Origin of the sequence: uncultured Piscinibacter sp. (assembly GCF_937952055.1) — a bacterium.
Classification (GTDB): domain Bacteria; phylum Pseudomonadota; class Gammaproteobacteria; order Burkholderiales; family Burkholderiaceae_C; genus Piscinibacter.
This window is the reverse complement of record NZ_CALFYO010000021.1, coordinates 465,835-481,940: the sequence shown is the minus strand read 5'-3', so window position 1 is coordinate 481,940 and position 16,106 is coordinate 465,835. Positions and strand designations below refer to the sequence as shown.

The following is a 16,106-nucleotide window of genomic DNA, read 5'->3' as shown; positions in this document are numbered from 1 at the left end:
CACGAGCGGCTGATGCGGCTGCCGGCAGCCTTCAGTAAGTGCCCGGCACCAGGATCGAGCGATCGACGTTGGTCAGCTGCGTGTGACCGCAGAAGGCCATGGTCACGTCGAGTTCCTTGTGCAGGATCTGCAATGCCTTGGTCACGCCGGCCTCGCCCATCGCGCCGAGGCCGTAGACCATCGCGCGGCCGATCATCGTGCCGCGGGCACCGAGCGCCCAGGCCTTGAGCACGTCCTGGCCACTGCGGATGCCGCCGTCCATCCACACCTCGGTGCGGTGGCCGACCGCCTCGACGATGGCCGGCAGCGCCTGAATGCTGCTCGGCGCCCCGTCGAGCTGCCGTCCGCCATGGTTGCTAACGACGATCGCGTCGGCACCGGCGTCGGCGGCGAGGCGCGCATCCTCGACCTCCATGATGCCCTTGAGGATGAGCTTGCCGCCCCACTTCTTCTTCACCCATTCGACGTCGGCCCAGGACAGCCGCGGGTCGAACTGCTCGTTGGTCCAGGCCGCCAGCGAGCTCATGTCGCTCACGCCTTTGACATGGCCGACGAGGTTGCGGAATGTGCGGCGCTGCGTGCTCGCCATGCCGAGGCACCAGCGCGGCTTGGTCATCAGGTTGAGGATGTTGGCCAGGGTCGGCTTCGGCGGTGCGGTCAGCCCGTTCTTCAGGTCCTTGTGGCGCTGGCCGATGACCTGCAGGTCCAGCGTCAGCACCAGCGCGCTGCACTTGGCTGCCTTGCTGCGCTCGATCATGCGCTCCATCGCGTCGCGGTCGCGCATCATGTAGAGCTGGAACCAGAACGGCGCGCTGGTGTGCTGGGCGATGTCCTCGATCGAGCAGATGCTCATCGTCGACAGCGTGAACGGGATGCCGAACTTCTCCGCCGCCCGCGCGGCGTGGATCTCTCCGTCGGCGTGCTGCATGCCGGTCAGGCCGACTGGCGCGATGGCCACCGGCATCTTCGCGTCCTGGCCGACCATCTTCGTTGCCGTCGAGCGGTTTTCCATGTTCACCGCGACACGCTGGCGCAGCTTGATGCGCTGGAAGTCGCTTTCATTGGCGCGGTAGGTGCTCTCCGTCCACGAGCCGGAGTCGGCATAGTCGTAGAACATGCGCGGCACGCGCTTCTGCGCCAGTTCGCGCAGGTCCTCGATGTTGGTGATCACGGGCATCGTTTGTCTCCTGTTATCGATGGCCCGGATGCTAGCGGCGCTGCCGCCGCTGCTCCCGGAAAGATTTTCAGGCTCGGGCCGAAATCAGCGCCGCCGCGGCGCGCGCCGCCTCGTCGCATTCGCCGCGCAGCCAGACGGCGAAGTCCGCCGCCGGCCCCTGCTCTGCATGCGGCAGCAGGTAGTAGCGAAAGGCCGGCGGTGCACTCACGCTGGACACCGGCACCAGGGCGCCGCCGGCCAGCCAGTGGCGTGCCAGGCTGGGCCGTGCCAGCGCGATGCCCTGGCCGCTCACGGCCGCCTCCAGCGTCAGGCCCAGGTCGACCAGCTTGGTGCCCTGCGCGGGCTCGTCCCAGGCCAGGCCGGCACTGGCGAACCAGGGCGCCCAGGGCTCGAGCGGCGTGCGCAGCAGTGGCGCCTGGCGCAGGTCGCGCGGCTCGGCCAGGGGCGGCAGTCGCTGCAGCAGCGCGGGCGAGGCCAGCGGCAACACGCGCTCGTCGAGCAGCGGCATGCCGCTGTGCGCCGCCGGGTCGCCATGGCGCACCTCGACGTCGGCCTCGGTGGCCGCTGCATCGAGGTAGGGGATCGACAGCACCACCTCCAGTTCCACGTGCGGGTGCACCGCGGTGAAACGCTCCAGCGCAGGCACGAGGATCTGCCGGGCGAAGGTCGGCGGAGCGCTGATGCGCAGCCGCTCGATGCGCTGCGCGGTGCGCCGGTGCAGCGGCACCGCCGCGAGCAGTCCGAGCGCCGCGCCAACCTGCGCAAGGTATTCCTTGCCGGTGGCCGTGAGCGCCAGCGCCTTCGGGCCGCGGCTGAACAGCGGCGTGCCGAGCAGGTCTTCCAGCGCGGCGATGCGCTTGCCCACCGCACTGGCGGTGACGTGCAGTTCCTCGGCGGCGCGCTCGAAGCTGCCCAGGCGCGCCGCTGCTTCGAAGGCGCGCAGGCCTTCGATGGAGGGGAAGCGGATGTCCGGCGGCGTCATGCGGCGATTGTCGCCAACCGCGCGGCCGCAGTCCTTCGCTGCAGCCGCGAGTGTTCAGTCGGCGCCGTGCAGGTCGAACAGCGGCAAGCCGTACCGCCCGTCGGGCTCCTCGGCACGCGGCGGGGCCTGCGGCGGCGTCGCAAGCGGCGCGATCAGGTCGGTCAGCCTCGCCAGCGCGCCGGCGCGCACGCCGAGCAGCCGCAGGCGCTTCGTCAGGTCGACCCGTTTCAGGCACTCGCCGGCGGAGCGGCGGATGGTGCGCGCGTCCAGGGTGTGCGCCGGCAGCGTGAGGTCGCGGGTGATCGACCTGAAGTCCTCGAAGCGCAGCTTGATGCCGATGGTCTTGCTGGCGTAGCCCTTGCGCGCCAGGTCGCCGGCGAGTTCGACGCACAGTTCGGTGAAGATGGCCGACAGCGCGGCGCGGTCGCGCACCGCGTGCAGGTCGCGCTCGAAGGTGGTCTCGCGGCTGATCGATACCGGCTCGCTGTGCGTCACCACTTCGCGCGCGTCGCGCCCGTGCGATGCGTCGTGCAGCCAGCGGCCGTAGTTCGGCCCGAAGTGTTGCACCAGGAACGCCGGGTCGGCCGCGGCGACCTCGCCGATGGTGTGCAGGCCGAGGCCGGCCAGCTTTTCGCTTGCCTTCGGGCCGATGCCGTTGAGCTTGCGTGCCGCCAGCGGCCAGATGCGCGCGGGGATGCCGTCGAAGCCCAGCAACGTCAGGCCATCGGGCTTGTCGAGTTCGGAGCAGAGCTTGGACAGCAGCTTGTTCGGCGTGATGCCGATCGAGCAGGTCAAGCCGGTGGCCGTGCGCACCGCGTCCTTCAGTCGCTCGCCGACCGCGCGGCCACCATCGGCGAAGACGCCGGGCACCTCGCTGAGGTCAATGTAGATCTCGTCGATGCCGCGGTCCTCGACCCGAGGGGCGATCTCGCGCACCGCCGCCTTGAACAGGCGCGAGTACTTGCGGTACTCGTCGAAGTCCACCGGCAGCAGGATGGCGTCGGGCGCGAGCGCCGCCGCCTTCATCGTGCCCATTGCCGAGAACACGCCGAGCGCGCGCGCTTCGTAGGTGCTGGTGGTGATGACCCCGCGGCCGGTGTAGTCGCGCAAGCGGGCGAATCGGCGCGTGCCGTCGGCCAGGACCTCGGGCTGATGGCGTCGGCCGCCGCCGATCACGACGGGCAGACCGCGCAGTTCCGGGTAGCGCAGCAGTTCGACGGACGCGTAGAACGCGTCCATGTCGAGGTGTGAGATCAGGCGTGGCGCGCCGGAACTGTACATATGTACAGCATAGCGGCGCGCAGGCGCGCCGGCAAGGCGCTCCGGGGAGGGTTCAGGCCTGGATGGCGCCGCCGCACAGGCCGCGCTCGGTGCTGCCTTGGGGCGAGTGGACGGTGACCGCGTCGCGCGGCGTCAGCACGTCCATGGCCCGATCCAGCGCGGCGGTCGCACGCGACAGCGATTCGCGCTGCGCAGCGACCAGACCACCGGTACGGGCCAGACGCTGGCGCAGGGCCGGGGCGATCGGGCCGCTCTTGGCAGCGCGGGCGAATTGATCGACCACCGCCGACAGTGCGCGGTGCAACTCGCTGGCCTGCAGTTCGATGGCGGCCGCATCGCGGGCGCGCAGCGCATCACCGAGCGCGCGAAGCCGGTCGTCGACGGCGGTCAGTGCCGCGTCGAGGCGGGAGTCGGCAGGGGCGATCGGCGTGTCGGCCATGCGGGGCGTCAGCGCTTCACCTTGCCCAGCAGTTCCTGGGCATTGGCGATCAACTTGTCGGCGATCAACTCGGCGTTGACCTTGTAGCTGCCGTCGGCGATCGATTCCGACATGCGCTCGACCTTCTCGGCATCGAAGTCGGCCGTGCCCTTGCCGGCCATCAGGTCGACGGCGCCGGACAACTCGACCTTCGCGCTGGGGTCGGCGGCACCGGCCGCGCCGGGCTGTGCTGCCGCTGCGGACTTGGCCGGCGCACCCGCGCACCTCGACGAAGCGGCGCTGCGCGATGTGGCGCGGCGGGTGATGGAGGCGATTGCCGCAAGCCCGGGCTTCGAGCCAGCCCTGCACGCTGCCGCGGCAACCCTGCGCTCCGAATTGGGCGCGCGCGAGACCACCGTGCACCGCGTGCTGGAGATCGCGCCGCCGATCGCCACGTTGGTCACGCTGGTGGCCGGCGACCTCGGCGCGGCCGGCGTCGAACACCGCGTGCGGCTGGACCGTTCGCCGCTGGGCGAGTCGCTGCGCGACGGACGCATCGTCGGGAGGGGCCTCGGGCCGTTCGCGTTGCCGGTGGGGCAGGGTGGCGCGTGGGTGGCCGTGATCGAGCTGGGGGAGGTCGTGCTGCAGGCGCCGCCCGGGGCACTCGAGGCGCTGTTCGAACTGACCCTGTCGCAGCTGACGCAGTCGGTACACGCTGCGCCGGCGGCCCAGGCTGCATCGGGCGTGGGCGCGTGTGACTTCCTCACGCCGACGGGTGATCGCGCACCACCCGCAACCCGACCGGAGGGTGTTGGTTGTCGAAGACAATAGCCCAAACCAGTCGCCGCCGTGGCGACCGGCCCCGTCACCGAAGCCGACGCTCTCGAACTCTCGCACGCGCACGACATGTCGACCCCATCGCCCTCTCACAGCGGCCCGCAGGACGTGCCGTCGGAGGCCGTGCTCGACCCGCAGGCACTGGAGCGTCTGAGGGAACTCGACCCTCGTGGCGAGAGCCATCTCATCGAGCGGGTGCTGAAGGCCTTCGAGACCTCGGTGGCCCGACTGGGGCCGCAGCTGGAGGAGTCACGCCGCCGTGGCGACCGGGCCGGCATCCGCCATGTCGCCCACACGCTCAAGTCGTCTTCGGCCAGCATCGGCGCGATGACGCTGTCGCGGCAGTGCGCCGCCGTCGAAGCCATGATCCGCGAGGACAGCAGCGAGGACCTCGACGCGCCGATCGTCGCGCTCGGCGCCGAGCTCGCGGCAGCCCTGCAGGCCCTAAGGTCGCTTCTGGACAAGCCTGCATGAAGAAGAATCCAGCCCAGGACGAGGACGATCTGCCCGGCCAGCCGAAGGTGCTGCTGGTGGACGACGACGAGGTCAATCTGCTGCTGACCTCGATCGCTCTGCGCGAGCGCGGCTTCGACATTACCGAGGCCACCGGCGGCGAGCAGGCGATCCGCATGCTCACCGACTGGCTGCCCGACGTGGTCGTGCTGGACGCCCTGATGCCGGGGCTCGACGGCTTCGAGACCTGCCGCGAACTGCGCCACCTGCCCGGCTTCGAGTCGCTGCCGGTGCTCATGCTCACCGGCCTGGACGACGATGCCTCCATCACGCGCGCGTACGAGGCCGGCGCCACCGACTTCTTCGTCAAGTCGACGCAGTGGAGCCTGCTGGCCGGTCGGCTGCGCTACCTGCTGCGCTCGGCGCGCACCCGCCAGGAACTGGAGCGCAACAAGTCGCGCCTGGCGCGCGCGCAGGACCTGGCGCGCATGGGCAGCTTCGACTGGAAGCGCGGCGACGGCGGGCCGGTGTTGTCGGCCGAAGGCCTGCGCGTGTTCGGCCTCGCCCCCGACCAGACGCTGCCGTTCCGCAGCCTCCTGCGCATGCTGCCCCCCGAGGAGCGCGCCGGCCTGCTGACGGTGCTGCGCGAGGTGCTCAAGCACAGCTCGGTGCTGGCCACCGATGTGCCGGTGACGCTGCTCGACAGCCGCCAGCGCATCGTGCACGTCGAGGCGGAGCCGGAGTTCAGCGAGCACGGCAACCTGGTCGGCTACACCGGCATCGTGCAGGATGTGACCGACCGGCGCATGGCCGAGGACAAGATCAAGCACCTCGCCAACTTCGACGGCCTGACCGGGCTGCCGAATCGCAGACAGCTCATCTGGCGCACCGAGCGTGCGCTCGAACACGCGCGGCGCCTCGGCCACCAGGTGGCGCTGCTGCTGATCGATCTGGACCGCTTCAAGGTCATCAACGACACGCTGGGCCACGGTGCCGGCGACGAACTGCTGATGGAGGTGTCGCGCCGCCTGCGCTCCTGCGTGCGCCACTCCGACCAGGTGATGGAGAGCTCGCTGGAGGCGATGGGCTCGCGATCGCACCGCACGCTCGAGGCGGTGGGCCGGCTCGGCGGCGACGAGTTCGTCGCGCTGCTGCCCGAGGTTTCGGACGAGCGCGATGCCGAGCGCGTCGCCAAGCGCGTCCTCGACCTGATGCGCGAGCCGATCTTCGTCGGCGGGCAGGAGTGCTTCGTGACCGCCAGCGTCGGCATCGCGCTGTACCCGCGCGACGGCGCGACCATGGCCGACGTGCTGCGCAACGCCGACGTGGCGATGTATGCCGTCAAGTCCAGCGGGCGCAACAACGCGTCCCTGTATTCGCCCATGCTCGCCGGCAAGGGGCGGGAGAAGCTCGAGCTCGAGACCGCGCTGCACAAGGCCATCGAGCGCAACGAACTGGTGCTGCACTACCAGCCGAAGATCGATGTGCGCAGCGCGCGCATGGTGGGCGCGGAAGCGCTGATGCGCTGGCGGCGCGGCGGCAAGCTGGAGCCTCCGGGCGAATTCATTCCGTTGGCCGAGGAGACGGGTCTGATCATTCCGATGTCGGAGTGGGCCATCCGCGAGGCGGCGCGTCAGGCGCGCGTCTGGCAGGACAACTTCGGCTTCGCCGACGCGATCGCCGTGAACCTGCCGAGCCGGCTGTTCGAACGCACCGACCTGGTCGAGCAGATCCACAACGCGGTCAGCGCCTACGGCGTACCGCACCACTCGATCCAGATCGAGATCACCGAGACCGGCATCATGTCGGAAGGCAACACCATCCCCGTGCTGCACCGGCTCAACGAGATCGGCGTGGAAATCGCGATCGACGACTTCGGTACCGGCTACTCGTCGCTGGCCTACCTGGCGACACTGCCGATCTCCGAGCTGAAGATCGACATCAAGTTCGTGCGCGATCTGGGTCTCACGCCACAGAGCAACCACATCGTCGGCGCCATCATCGCGCTGGCGCGTGCGCTCGGCCTGCGCGTGGTCGCCGAAGGGGTGGAGAGCCTGCGCCAGATGGAGGCGCTGCACCGCCTGGGCTGCAGCGTGATGCAGGGCTACCTGTTCAGCCGTCCGCAACCGGCCGAGGACATCGAGAGCTGGCTGCAGCAGACGGTGCTGCCGCGCAAGGCGCCGTGGATCGGCAAGGCCGGCGAGATGGACCTCACCGAAGTGCTGCGGCCGGCCGAAATGCGCGAGACGCGCCTGAAGCCGGCCGGCTGAACCCCTCTCACGACGACGATGGACACCACACGCACCCCGGCGACTCGCCCCGGTGCCGAGACATTGCCGGCGCAGATTGCCAAGGCGGCGCTGCGGCGCCTCGTGCTCGACCGTCTGGAGCCGACTCCCGAGAATTGCGCGCGCGCCTATGCGCAGGAGGCGGGAGAGCCTGCGCCTGCCGCCAGCGAGGGCGCCGCACTCGCAGCGCTGATCGGCAAGCTGGTGCGAGGCGTCGAGCGTGGCGGGCGGCACTGGACGGCGGCACGCCGCAAGGACAGCCTGCAGCGCGTGCTCGAGGGCAGCCGCGGCGACGCCAAGCGCCTGCAGCAGCGGCTGGCGCAGCTCGCGGCGAGCTGGGAATCGGACACGCCGGACGCCGGCGTCGAGACCGAGCCTGCGCCGCTGGAAGGACTGGAGACGCCTCCGCAGTCCGCCGGCGGGACGCCGATCGCGCTGGCACTCGCCGATGAGCGCCCCTGGGGTCGTGTCGTCGGCACGCTGGGCGAGACCACGCGCAAGGCACTGCCGCCGGACGATGCCGCGGCGCCGCTGTCGCAGGCGCTGGCCGGTCTCGTCCAGCGCATCGGCCGCGAGGGCGCTTCGACGCCGCTGGCCGAGGAACTCGAGACGCTGTGCCGGCGTGCCGGCATCTGCGGCACCGCCACCACCTTGTCGACCAGTTGGGTGCGCTGTGCCAGGAGCTCACCGCCAGCCTGACCGACCTCGCCGAGGACGACAGCTGGGCCAGGGGACAGTGCGACGCAATGCGCGTCAAGCTGGACGAGGGCCTGAGCGCACGTGGCGTGCGCGCGGTGAGCGAACTGCTGCGCGACACGCGCGAGCGCCAGGGAGCGCTTCGCGCCGAGCGCGAAAAGGCGCGGGAGGCGCTCAAGTCGCTGATCAACCGCATGCTCAGCGAACTGGGCGAACTCGGCACGCAGACTGGGCGCTTTCACGAGAGTGTCGGGCGTTATGCCGACGTGATCGAGAAGGCCGACTCGCTGGAGAGCCTGACCGGCGTGGTGCGCGAGATGGTCGAGGAAACGCGCACTGTGCAGGCGCTGGTGCAGCAGACGCAGACGCGGCTGCAGGAGGAGCATGCGCGCGCGAGCGAGCTCACCGCACGCGTTGGCCAGCTGGAGGGCGAACTGCGCCGGCTGTCCAGCGAGGTCTCGACCGACCAGCTCACGCAGATCGCCAACCGCCGCGGACTGCTGCAGGCCTTCAACGCGGAGCGCGCGCGTGTCGATCGCGGCGGTGCCGCGCTCGCAGTCGGACTGCTCGACATCGACAACTTCAAGCGGCTGAACGACGAACTGGGCCATGCGGCCGGCGACGAGGCGTTGCGCTCGCTCGCCGCAGTGGTGAGCAAGACGCTGCGCCCGACCGACCTGGTGGCGCGCTACGGCGGCGAGGAGTTCGTCGTGCTGCTGCCGCAGACGCCGGTTGACGAGGGCCAGCAGATCCTGACCCGGCTGCAGCGCTCGCTGTCGGGCGGCCTGTTCATGCACGAGGACAGGACGGTGTTCGTCACCTTCTCCGCCGGAGTCACCGCCTACCGCACCGGCGAGCCGATCGAGGCGACGCTGGAGCGCGCCGACCAGGCGCTCTACGAGGCCAAGCGCACGGGAAAGAACCGCACCTGCATCGGCTGAGGCCCGCTGCGGTGCGGATCACTTCGACCAGGTGTCCTTCAGGCCGGTGATCCTGTTGAACACCGGCTGGTCCGTCGCGTGATCGATGCGATCCGCGACGAAGTAGCCGTGGCGCTCGAACTGCACGCGCGTGTCCTTCGCCAGGCCGGCCAGCGATGGCTCGAGGTAGCCCCTCACCACACGCTTGCTGGCCGGATTCAGGCTCGCCTTGAAGTCGCGTCCAGCGGCATCCGGCTGCGGTTCCGTGAAGAGCCGGTCGTACAGGCGCAGTTCGGCGGGGATGGCATCGTGCAAGCCCACCCAGGTGATCGTGCCCTTGACCTTGACGCGATCGGCGCCCGGTGTGCCGCTGCGTGTGTCGGGCACGATGGCGGCGAGCACCTCGGACACGTCGCCGGCTTCGTTCTTCACGCAGCCGCTGCACTCGACCACCACGCCGTACTTCAGCCGCACCTTGTTGCCGGGGAAAAGGCGGAAGAAGCCCTTGGGCGGGACCTCGGCGAAGTCGTCGCGCTCGATCCACAGCGCAGGGCCAAGATCGAAACGACGCTCGCCGAGTTCGGGACGCTGCGGATGCGCCGGGGCGTGGCAGGGTTCGCCGGCGGCCGTGCCGAACACCTCGGACCAGTTGGTCAAGGTGAGCTTGACCGGGTCGAGCACGGCCATCGCGCGTGCCGCCTTGCCCCCGAGGTCGTCGCGCAGGGCGGCGTCCAGACTGGCGTACTCGGTCCAGCCGCCGGCCTTGCTGGTGCCGGCGCGCTCGCACATCAGGCGGATCGCCTCGGGCGTGTAGCCGCGGCGGCGCAGGCCGACGAGGGTGGGCATGCGCGGGTCGTCCCAGCCGTCGACGATCTTCTCGTCGACGAGTTGCTTCAACTTGCGCTTGCTGGTGATGACATAGGTGACGTTCAGCCGTGCGAACTCGTACTGGTGCGGACGCGGCTGGGCGAGCAGGCCCAGGCTGCACAGCGTGTCGAGCAGCCAGTCGTAGAAGGGCCGCTGATCCTCGAACTCGAGCGTGCAGATGCTGTGGGTGATCTGCTCGAGCGCATCCTCGATCGGGTGCGCATAGGTGTACATGGGGTAGATGCACCAGCGCGTGCCGGTGTTGTGGTGCTCGGCGTGCTTGATGCGGTAGATGGCCGGGTCGCGCAGGTTGATGTTCGGAGACGACATGTCGATGCGTGCGCGCAGCACCATCGCACCGTCGGCGTGCTTGCCGTCGCGCATCTCGCGGAATCGCGCCAGGTTCTCCTCGGGCGTGCGGTCGCGGAACGGGCTGGCGGTTCCCGGCGTGTTGAAGTCGCCGCGGTTGGCGCGCATCTGCTCAGGGGACTGCTCGTCGACGTAGGCCAGTCCGGCGCCGATCAGCGCCTCTGCGGCGCGGTACATGAAGTCGAAGTAGTTGCTGGCGTAGTAGAGGTGCTCGATGCCATTGGCGTGCCAGTCGAAGCCGAGCCACTTCACCGCGTCGAGGATGGAGTCGACGTACTCCTGCTCCTCCTTCTCCGGGTTGGTGTCGTCGAAGCGCATGTGGCACACGCCGCCGTACTCCGCCGCCAGGCCGAAGTTCAGCGTGATGCTCTTCGCGTGGCCGATGTGCAGGTAGCCGTTGGGCTCGGGGGGAAAGCGCGTGCGGATGCGTGCGCTGTCCAGCGGCGCAGCCGCATGGTGGGCGGCGTCGCCCGGCGTGCCGGCGAAGCGCCGCTGTGCGTAGGTGCCCTGTTCGAGGTCGCGCTCGACGATATGGCGCAGGAAGTTGCTGGCTTTGGGGTTGTCGTCGACGGTCGCGGAACTCATGCACTGATTCTATCGACGCGGTCCGCCGGGCCCCCTTGCGGGGGAGCCGCCCAGCAATATGTCTTTACCTTTGGCCGTCAACGCAGCCCCCCGCTGGCGGCGTTGACGACAGCAGGCACGCACCGCTTGCGCGCCGCCCAAGGAGAAATCGCATGAACAAGCCCCTGATTGCCGCCCTCGCCACCGCGACCACGCTGTTTGCCGCAGGCACCGCTCGGGCTGGCGATGTCCACTGGTCGATCGGCATCAGCCTGCCGCCGATCGGCACGGTCATCTCCAGTGCGCCGGTGCCCGTCTATGCGCCGGCGCCGGTGTACGCGCCGCCGCCGGTCGTCTACGCACCTGCGCCGGTGGTTTATGCGCCCCCGCCGGTGGTCTATCGTCCGGTGCCGCGCGTGGTCTATCCGGCGCCGGTGGTGGTCAGCCGCCCGGTGCCGATCGTCTATGGCCCATCCCATCGCCGTGGCTGGGGTGACCGCGACCACGACGGCATCCCCAACCGCTACGACCGTTACGACAACCGCCGCGACTGGGACCGCGACCGCGACGGCATCCCGAATTGGCAGGATCGCCACGACAACCGCCGTGATGACCGCCGCGACGAGCGCAAGTACCGCCACTGAGTCGAGGGGCTGCTCCAGGGCCTTCCCCCCAACGAGCGATGCGCGCGGGGCCCGGCTCTCCTAGATTCGTGGCATCGGCGCGGCACGCGCCGATGCCCGTGAAGGAGACCCTGCATGAAGCACTACGAGTCCTACGTCGCCGAGTCCAAGGCACGGCGTCGCCGCCAGTTCGCGGTGGGTCTGGTCGGCGCGGTGATGTTGGCCACGTTGGCCGTCACCGCGCTGCTGGTGCTGAGCCCACTCGCGGCCGCTCGCGCGCCGGCCGTGAGCAGCGCAACATGAACCGCCACTCGCCCAGGCCCGCAGTCCTCTGGCCTTATCGGCCGCGCAGCACGCACGGGGCCACCGATCGGCCCGGCGTGCGCGAAACCTGCGAAGTGCGGCTCGACGACGAGCCGGCCCGCCTCGCCGGCCCGGGTCGTGCCTTGCAGCAGACGATGGACGCGATGGTGCGCGCCGCCGTCGGGCAGTCGGCTGCCGGCCACTGAGGCCCGGCCTCGCGTCGGCCGGAAGCGGAGGGCACAGGGCCGGCTGGCGCCCGGTCAGGCGGCGGGGCCGCCGCGCGGCGTCAGATTGATCAGGCCGGCCTGCACGCCGGTGCGCGCCGCGATCGTTCAGGTCGCCAGGCGAGCGCGGATCGCCTCGACACGTGCCCGATTGACCCCGAAATCCTTGCGCCCCATGCGCGATGCCGAGCGCACATGGATCACGCCGGCGCGCGGGTCGAACCAGAACTCGCAGTCGTCGACGAACTTCATCCAGCGCGAGGTAAATTCCACGTGGAGGTAGCCGGGATCGCTGCGCACCACCTTCGCGCCCTCCATGCCCTCGACGATGCGACGCAGGCGCTCCAGAGTCTGCGGCCCGCTGTCGGTTACCGTGACAGGGTCAATCTGCGCGTAGCCGCGCTGCGGGTGGTCGTGGTACAGATGGGCCTGGCTGCTGACGCTGTTGGGCGTCATCGAGGGGGGCTTGAGCCGGCCGTCGCGCGCGCCCAGGTCGGCCGGCATGCGCCCGCGCAGCAGGCCAAGCTGGGCCGCCAGCGCCACGGCCACCGCCAGCAACAGGAGCACGAGGAGGGTCGACTTGAGAATGGCCATGGCGGCGCGCCCGGGTGATGCGACAGCGCCGATTGTGCGGTGCTTCGCGCCTGTCGACGCGGGCCCTCGCCTATAGTGCGCGCTCCGCCCCCGCCGAACTTTCGATGCCGATGCACCGACCGTTGCGTGATCCATCTCTGCCGCGTGCGACCGGACCGCTGGCGCTCGCGCTTGCCGCCAGCCTTCTTGGTGCCTGCGCCACCGTGCCGCCGCCGGCGGTGACGCTGCAGACGGCGCCCGCGCCCGTCGTGACGACGACAGCGGTGCCGTCATCCACGCCAGCACCCAGCGCACCGTCGCCCGCCGCCAGCAGCCCCGTGGCCGAAGCCTCTCCGGCGGTGTCCTATGGCGCCGCGGTGATGGCGCGCTTCCCCGAGCCGCCGGTGCGCTATGCGACGCCGCTGTTCGACAGCGGGCGCCAGACCTTCACCAGCCAGGCCGAACTGCAATCGCAGCTGCGCGAACTGGTGAGCCTTGCGCAGGCCTCGCCGACGCGCGCTCAGCTGTTGATTCCCGGCGTCTCGCAGACCGGCCAGCCGATCGAGGCGCTGCTGCTGGCGCGCCAGGCCGATCTGGCGCCTGCTGCCCTTCGCGCCGCCGGGAGACCCACCGTGCTGCTCGTCGGCCAGCAGCATGGCGACGAGCCCGCGGGTGCCGAGGCCTTGCTGGTGGTGGCGAGACAGCTCGTGCAGGGAGCGTTGGCGCCGCTGCTCGATCGACTGAACGTGATCGTGCTGCCGCGCGCCAACCCCGACGGTGCGCAGGCCGGCCTCCGCGCGACGGCCAGCGGCATCGACGCCAACCGCGATCACCTGCTGCTGCGCACGCCCGAGACGGCGGCAATCGCCGGGCTGATGCGTGACTACCAGCCCGCGGTGGTGGTCGATGCGCACGAGTACCCGGCCGTCCAGCCCTACCTGGACAAGTTCGGCGCGCTGGCACGCGCCGATGTGCTGCTGCAGTACGCCACGGCGGCAAACGTGCACGAGTTCGTCACCCGTGCAGCGCAGGAGTGGTTCCGCCAGCCGCTGCTCGCCAGCCTGCAGCGCGAAGGGCTGAGCAGCGACTGGTATCACACGCTGTCGACCGCGCCCGACGACCGCCGCGTGACGATGGGCGGCCCGCGGCCCGGCATGGGCCGCAACGCTGCTGGCCTGCGCCATGCCATCAGCCTGCTGGTCGAGACGCGCGGCGTGGGACTGGGCCGCACCCATCTCGCACGGCGCGTGCACACCCACGTGGTGGCGATGACGAGCGTGCTGGGCAGCGCCGCCGCGCGGGCCGAGGACCTCGCCAAGCTGCGCCGCTTCGTCGAGAACGAGACAACGACGCTCGCCTGCAGCGGAGAGATGGTCGTCGAGGCGGCGGCGACGCCCAGCGAGTACCTGCTCACGCTGATCGACCCGGCCAGCGGCGCCGATCGCAGCGTCAGCGTGGCCTGGGAGTCGTCGCTGCAGTTGCAGGTGCTGACGTCGCGCCCGCGCCCCTGCGGCTACTGGCTGGCGGCCGGCGAGCGCGACGCCGCGATGCGCCTGCGCGGTCTGGGCGTCGCGGTGCAGCGCATCGACGAGACCGGCGTGGTGCGCGGCGAAACCTATCGCGAGACCTCGCGCGCGGCGGTGCCCGACACGCCGGGTGCGGTGCTGTCGCAGGTGGAACTCGTGCCGGCGCTGATCGACGTCGTGCCGGGCAGCTGGTACGTGCCGCTGGACCAGCCGCTGGCCTCCCTCGCGATTGCGGCGCTGGAACCGGACACGCCGGGCAGCTATGTCGCCAACGGCGTGCTCAGCGGCGTGGCCGCGGTGTCGCGCGTGCTCGCGCGGCCGGGGTTCCGCACGAGCCCCTTGCCCTGATGGCCGTCGGCGCTGCGCTCACCGGCGCCGCGATCCCCCGCCGAGAATGCCGCCGAGCACGCCGCGGATGATCTCGCGGCCCACGGCCGAGCCGACGCTGCGCATTGCCGAGCGCGCGGCCGACTCTGCCAGGCCTTCGCGCCTGCCGCCGCGCGGGCCGGTGGAGCCGAACAGCACATCCTTCAGGCCGCCGAGCAGGCCGCCGCCGGCATCTTGCGGCGCGGACTGCGACGCCTGGCCGGGCAGTGGGCGCGGCGACTTGGCAGCGCCGGCGGCCTCGGCAGCCATGTCCTTCGCTGCGTCCGCGCTCTGCGCGGCCCGGCCCTTGAGCTTCTCGTAGGCCGACTCCCGGTCGACCGTCTTCTCGTACACACCGGCCACCAGCGAGCCGGCGATCAGTGCCTTGCGCTGCTCGGGCGTGATCGGTCCGATCTGGCTGCCAGGCGGGATCACGAACACCCGCTCGGTCACGCTCGGCCGGCCCTTCTCGTCGAGGAAGCTGACCAGCGCCTCGCCGACCGCCAGCTCCGTGATCGCCGTCTCGATATTCAGCTTCGGGTTGGCGCGCATCGTCGTCGCCGCTGCCTTCACCGCCTTCTGGTCGCGTGGCGTGAAGGCGCGCAATGCGTGCTGCACGCGGTTGCCGAGCTGGGCGAGCACGGTGTCGGGGATGTCCAGCGGGTTCTGCGTCACGAAATAGACGCCGACGCCCTTGCTGCGCACCAGCCGCACGACCAGCTCGATGCGCTCCACCAGCGCCGCGGGCGCTTCCTTGAACAGCAGGTGCGCCTCGTCGAAAAAGAACACCAGCTTGGGCTTGTCCAGGTCGCCCACCTCGCGCAACTGCTCGAACAGCTCGGACAGCATCCACAGCAGGAAGGTGGCGTACAGCCGCGGCGCGTTCATCAGCTTGTCGGCGGCGAGGATGTTGATCACCCCCTTGCCGCTTTCGGTCTGCATGAAATCCTGGATGTCGAGCATGGGCTCGCCGAAGAATCGGTCGCCGCCCTGTTCTTCGATCTGCATCAGGCCGCGCTGGATGGCACCCACGCTGGCTGCGCTGACGTTGCCGTATTCGGTCTGGAACTCGCCGGCGTGGTCGGCCACGTACTGCAGCATCGCACGCAGGTCCTTCAGGTCGAGCAGCGCCATGCCGTGGTCGTCGGCGATCTTGAAGACCAGCGACAGCACGCCCTGCTGCGTCTCGTTCAGCGCCAGCATGCGTGCCAGCAGCAGCGGGCCCATGTCGGTGACGGTGGCGCGCACCGGGTGGCCCTGCTCGCCGAACACGTCCCACAGCGTGGACGGGCAGACGAAGGGCTCGGGCTCGGGCAGGCCGCGTTCCTTCAGGATCGCCTGCACCTTGGGCGGCAGAGCCCCCTTTTGGCTGATGCCGGTCAAGTCGCCCTTCACGTCGGCCATGAACACTGGCACGCCGAGCCTGCTGAAGTTTTCGGCCAGCGTCTGCAACGTGATCGTCTTGCCGGTGCCGGTGGCGCCGGTGATCAAGCCGTGGCGGTTGGCCAGGCCGGGCAGCAGGTGGCATTCGATGTCACCGTGTTTGGCAACCAGGATCGGGTCGGGCATCGTGGGCTCCTGTGGCGAGGCGGTCCGGGGGCGGCAAGTAAAATCGCAGTCTAGCCAACTACACAGGCCG

The 16,106-nt window shown here is 70.3% G+C and carries 17 protein-coding genes; 9 read left to right on the top strand and 8 right to left on the bottom strand.

Translation table 11 applies throughout. The annotated features are described in order from the left end of the window. Positions 1 to 31: 31 nt before the first annotated feature. From Q0599_RS16540 to flgM, 5 genes are all read right to left on the bottom strand, one after another. Entirely contained in the window at positions 32 to 1,177 is a 1,146-nt protein-coding gene (locus Q0599_RS16540) for an alpha-hydroxy acid oxidase (protein WP_298831624.1), read from the bottom strand. A gap of 67 nt (positions 1,178 to 1,244) precedes the next feature. Beyond that, complete coding sequence (locus tag Q0599_RS16535) at positions 1,245 to 2,159, bottom strand: LysR substrate-binding domain-containing protein (RefSeq protein ID WP_298831623.1); 915 nt, start codon at positions 2,157 to 2,159, stop codon at positions 1,245 to 1,247. 54 nt (positions 2,160 to 2,213) lie between these two features. Then, positions 2,214 to 3,440 (bottom strand): DNA polymerase IV, encoded by a 1,227-nt coding sequence (locus tag Q0599_RS16530; RefSeq protein WP_298831622.1) that lies wholly within the window; start codon positions 3,438 to 3,440, stop codon positions 2,214 to 2,216. A 52-nt stretch (positions 3,441 to 3,492) separates the two neighbouring features. Further along, the gene (locus tag Q0599_RS16525) at positions 3,493 to 3,879 is read right to left on the bottom strand and encodes a hypothetical protein (RefSeq protein WP_298831620.1); all 387 of its coding nucleotides are present in this window, start codon (positions 3,877 to 3,879) and stop codon (positions 3,493 to 3,495) included. 8 nt (positions 3,880 to 3,887) lie between these two features. Beyond that, the gene (flgM, locus tag Q0599_RS16520) at positions 3,888 to 4,184 is read right to left on the bottom strand and encodes a flagellar biosynthesis anti-sigma factor FlgM (protein WP_298832747.1); all 297 of its coding nucleotides are present in this window, start codon (positions 4,182 to 4,184) and stop codon (positions 3,888 to 3,890) included. On the opposite strand from flgM, the gene Q0599_RS16515 reads away from it, so the two are divergent. From Q0599_RS16515 to Q0599_RS16495, 5 genes are read left to right on the top strand one after another with little or no spacing between them, the layout of a single operon-like run. After that, positions 4,123 to 4,689 carry a hypothetical protein gene (locus Q0599_RS16515; protein ID WP_298832799.1) on the top strand — a complete coding sequence of 189 codons (567 nt, stop codon included), beginning with the start codon at positions 4,123 to 4,125 and terminating at the stop codon, positions 4,687 to 4,689. The genes flgM and Q0599_RS16515 overlap by 62 nt on opposite strands. An 18-nt stretch (positions 4,690 to 4,707) precedes the next feature. Continuing rightward, on the top strand, positions 4,708 to 5,169 hold the full coding sequence (locus Q0599_RS16510) for an Hpt domain-containing protein (RefSeq protein ID WP_298831618.1): 462 nt from the start codon (positions 4,708 to 4,710) through the stop codon (positions 5,167 to 5,169). Beyond that, entirely contained in the window at positions 5,166 to 7,418 is a 2,253-nt protein-coding gene (locus Q0599_RS16505) for an EAL domain-containing protein (RefSeq protein WP_298831616.1), read from the top strand. The genes Q0599_RS16510 and Q0599_RS16505 overlap by 4 nt, the downstream gene beginning before the upstream one ends. Positions 7,419 to 7,436: 18 nt before the next feature. Then, positions 7,437 to 8,135, top strand: a complete 699-nt coding sequence (locus Q0599_RS16500; protein WP_298831614.1) for a hypothetical protein — start codon at positions 7,437 to 7,439, stop codon at positions 8,133 to 8,135. Continuing rightward, positions 8,099 to 9,073 (top strand): diguanylate cyclase, encoded by a 975-nt coding sequence (locus tag Q0599_RS16495; RefSeq protein WP_298831612.1) that lies wholly within the window; start codon positions 8,099 to 8,101, stop codon positions 9,071 to 9,073. Before Q0599_RS16500 ends, Q0599_RS16495 begins: the two co-directional genes overlap by 37 nt. Positions 9,074 to 9,091: 18 nt before the next feature. Here the strand turns inward: Q0599_RS16495 and Q0599_RS16490 are convergent, their stop codons facing one another. Continuing rightward, a complete protein-coding gene (locus tag Q0599_RS16490) occupies positions 9,092 to 10,873 on the bottom strand; it encodes a glutamine--tRNA ligase/YqeY domain fusion protein (RefSeq protein WP_298831610.1) in 1,782 nt (593 codons plus the stop codon). 152 nt (positions 10,874 to 11,025) lie between these two features. Here Q0599_RS16490 and Q0599_RS16485 point away from each other — a divergent pair, with 152 nt between their 5' ends. From Q0599_RS16485 to Q0599_RS16475, 3 genes are all read left to right on the top strand, one after another. After that, positions 11,026 to 11,496, top strand: coding sequence for a hypothetical protein (locus tag Q0599_RS16485; protein ID WP_298831608.1), 471 nt, complete (start codon positions 11,026 to 11,028; stop codon positions 11,494 to 11,496). Between the two features lie 114 nt (positions 11,497 to 11,610). Continuing rightward, positions 11,611 to 11,778, top strand: a complete 168-nt coding sequence (locus tag Q0599_RS16480; protein ID WP_298831606.1) for a hypothetical protein — start codon at positions 11,611 to 11,613, stop codon at positions 11,776 to 11,778. Further along, the gene (locus Q0599_RS16475; protein ID WP_298831604.1) at positions 11,775 to 11,984 is read left to right on the top strand and encodes a hypothetical protein; all 210 of its coding nucleotides are present in this window, start codon (positions 11,775 to 11,777) and stop codon (positions 11,982 to 11,984) included. The genes Q0599_RS16480 and Q0599_RS16475 overlap by 4 nt, the downstream gene beginning before the upstream one ends. A 126-nt stretch (positions 11,985 to 12,110) precedes the next feature. Here the strand turns inward: Q0599_RS16475 and Q0599_RS16470 are convergent, their stop codons facing one another. Then, positions 12,111 to 12,596 carry a DUF1499 domain-containing protein gene (locus Q0599_RS16470; protein ID WP_298831602.1) on the bottom strand — a complete coding sequence of 162 codons (486 nt, stop codon included), beginning with the start codon at positions 12,594 to 12,596 and terminating at the stop codon, positions 12,111 to 12,113. Positions 12,597 to 12,706: 110 nt separating this feature from the next. Here Q0599_RS16470 and Q0599_RS16465 point away from each other — a divergent pair, with 110 nt between their 5' ends. Next, the gene (locus Q0599_RS16465; RefSeq protein ID WP_298831600.1) at positions 12,707 to 14,449 is read left to right on the top strand and encodes a M14 family metallopeptidase; all 1,743 of its coding nucleotides are present in this window, start codon (positions 12,707 to 12,709) and stop codon (positions 14,447 to 14,449) included. Positions 14,450 to 14,467: 18 nt separating this feature from the next. Here Q0599_RS16465 and Q0599_RS16460 read toward each other — a convergent pair whose 3' ends face one another. Beyond that, complete coding sequence (locus Q0599_RS16460) at positions 14,468 to 16,036, bottom strand: helicase HerA-like domain-containing protein (RefSeq protein ID WP_298831598.1); 1,569 nt, start codon at positions 16,034 to 16,036, stop codon at positions 14,468 to 14,470. Between the last annotated feature and the right edge of the window lie 70 nt (positions 16,037 to 16,106).

What these genes read in the sequence shown, in the direction of transcription:
- Q0599_RS16540 (WP_298831624.1), bottom strand. Translation starts at nt 1,177, where the DNA reads ATGCCCGTGATCACCAACATCGAGGACCTGCGCGAACTGGCGCAGAAG.
- Q0599_RS16535 (WP_298831623.1), bottom strand. Translation starts at nt 2,159, where the DNA reads ATGACGCCGCCGGACATCCGCTTCCCCTCCATCGAAGGCCTGCGCGCC.
- Q0599_RS16530 (WP_298831622.1), bottom strand. Translation starts at nt 3,440, where the DNA reads ATGTACAGTTCCGGCGCGCCACGCCTGATCTCACACCTCGACATGGAC.
- Q0599_RS16525 (WP_298831620.1), bottom strand. Translation starts at nt 3,879, where the DNA reads ATGGCCGACACGCCGATCGCCCCTGCCGACTCCCGCCTCGACGCGGCA.
- Q0599_RS16505 (WP_298831616.1), top strand. Translation starts at nt 5,166, where the DNA reads ATGAAGAAGAATCCAGCCCAGGACGAGGACGATCTGCCCGGCCAGCCG.
- Q0599_RS16500 (WP_298831614.1), top strand. Translation starts at nt 7,437, where the DNA reads ATGGACACCACACGCACCCCGGCGACTCGCCCCGGTGCCGAGACATTG.
- Q0599_RS16490 (WP_298831610.1), bottom strand. Translation starts at nt 10,873, where the DNA reads ATGAGTTCCGCGACCGTCGACGACAACCCCAAAGCCAGCAACTTCCTG.
- Q0599_RS16485 (WP_298831608.1), top strand. Translation starts at nt 11,026, where the DNA reads ATGAACAAGCCCCTGATTGCCGCCCTCGCCACCGCGACCACGCTGTTT.
- Q0599_RS16480 (WP_298831606.1), top strand. Translation starts at nt 11,611, where the DNA reads ATGAAGCACTACGAGTCCTACGTCGCCGAGTCCAAGGCACGGCGTCGC.
- Q0599_RS16475 (WP_298831604.1), top strand. Translation starts at nt 11,775, where the DNA reads ATGAACCGCCACTCGCCCAGGCCCGCAGTCCTCTGGCCTTATCGGCCG.
- Q0599_RS16470 (WP_298831602.1), bottom strand. Translation starts at nt 12,596, where the DNA reads ATGGCCATTCTCAAGTCGACCCTCCTCGTGCTCCTGTTGCTGGCGGTG.
- Q0599_RS16465 (WP_298831600.1), top strand. Translation starts at nt 12,707, where the DNA reads ATGCACCGACCGTTGCGTGATCCATCTCTGCCGCGTGCGACCGGACCG.
- Q0599_RS16460 (WP_298831598.1), bottom strand. Translation starts at nt 16,036, where the DNA reads ATGCCCGACCCGATCCTGGTTGCCAAACACGGTGACATCGAATGCCAC.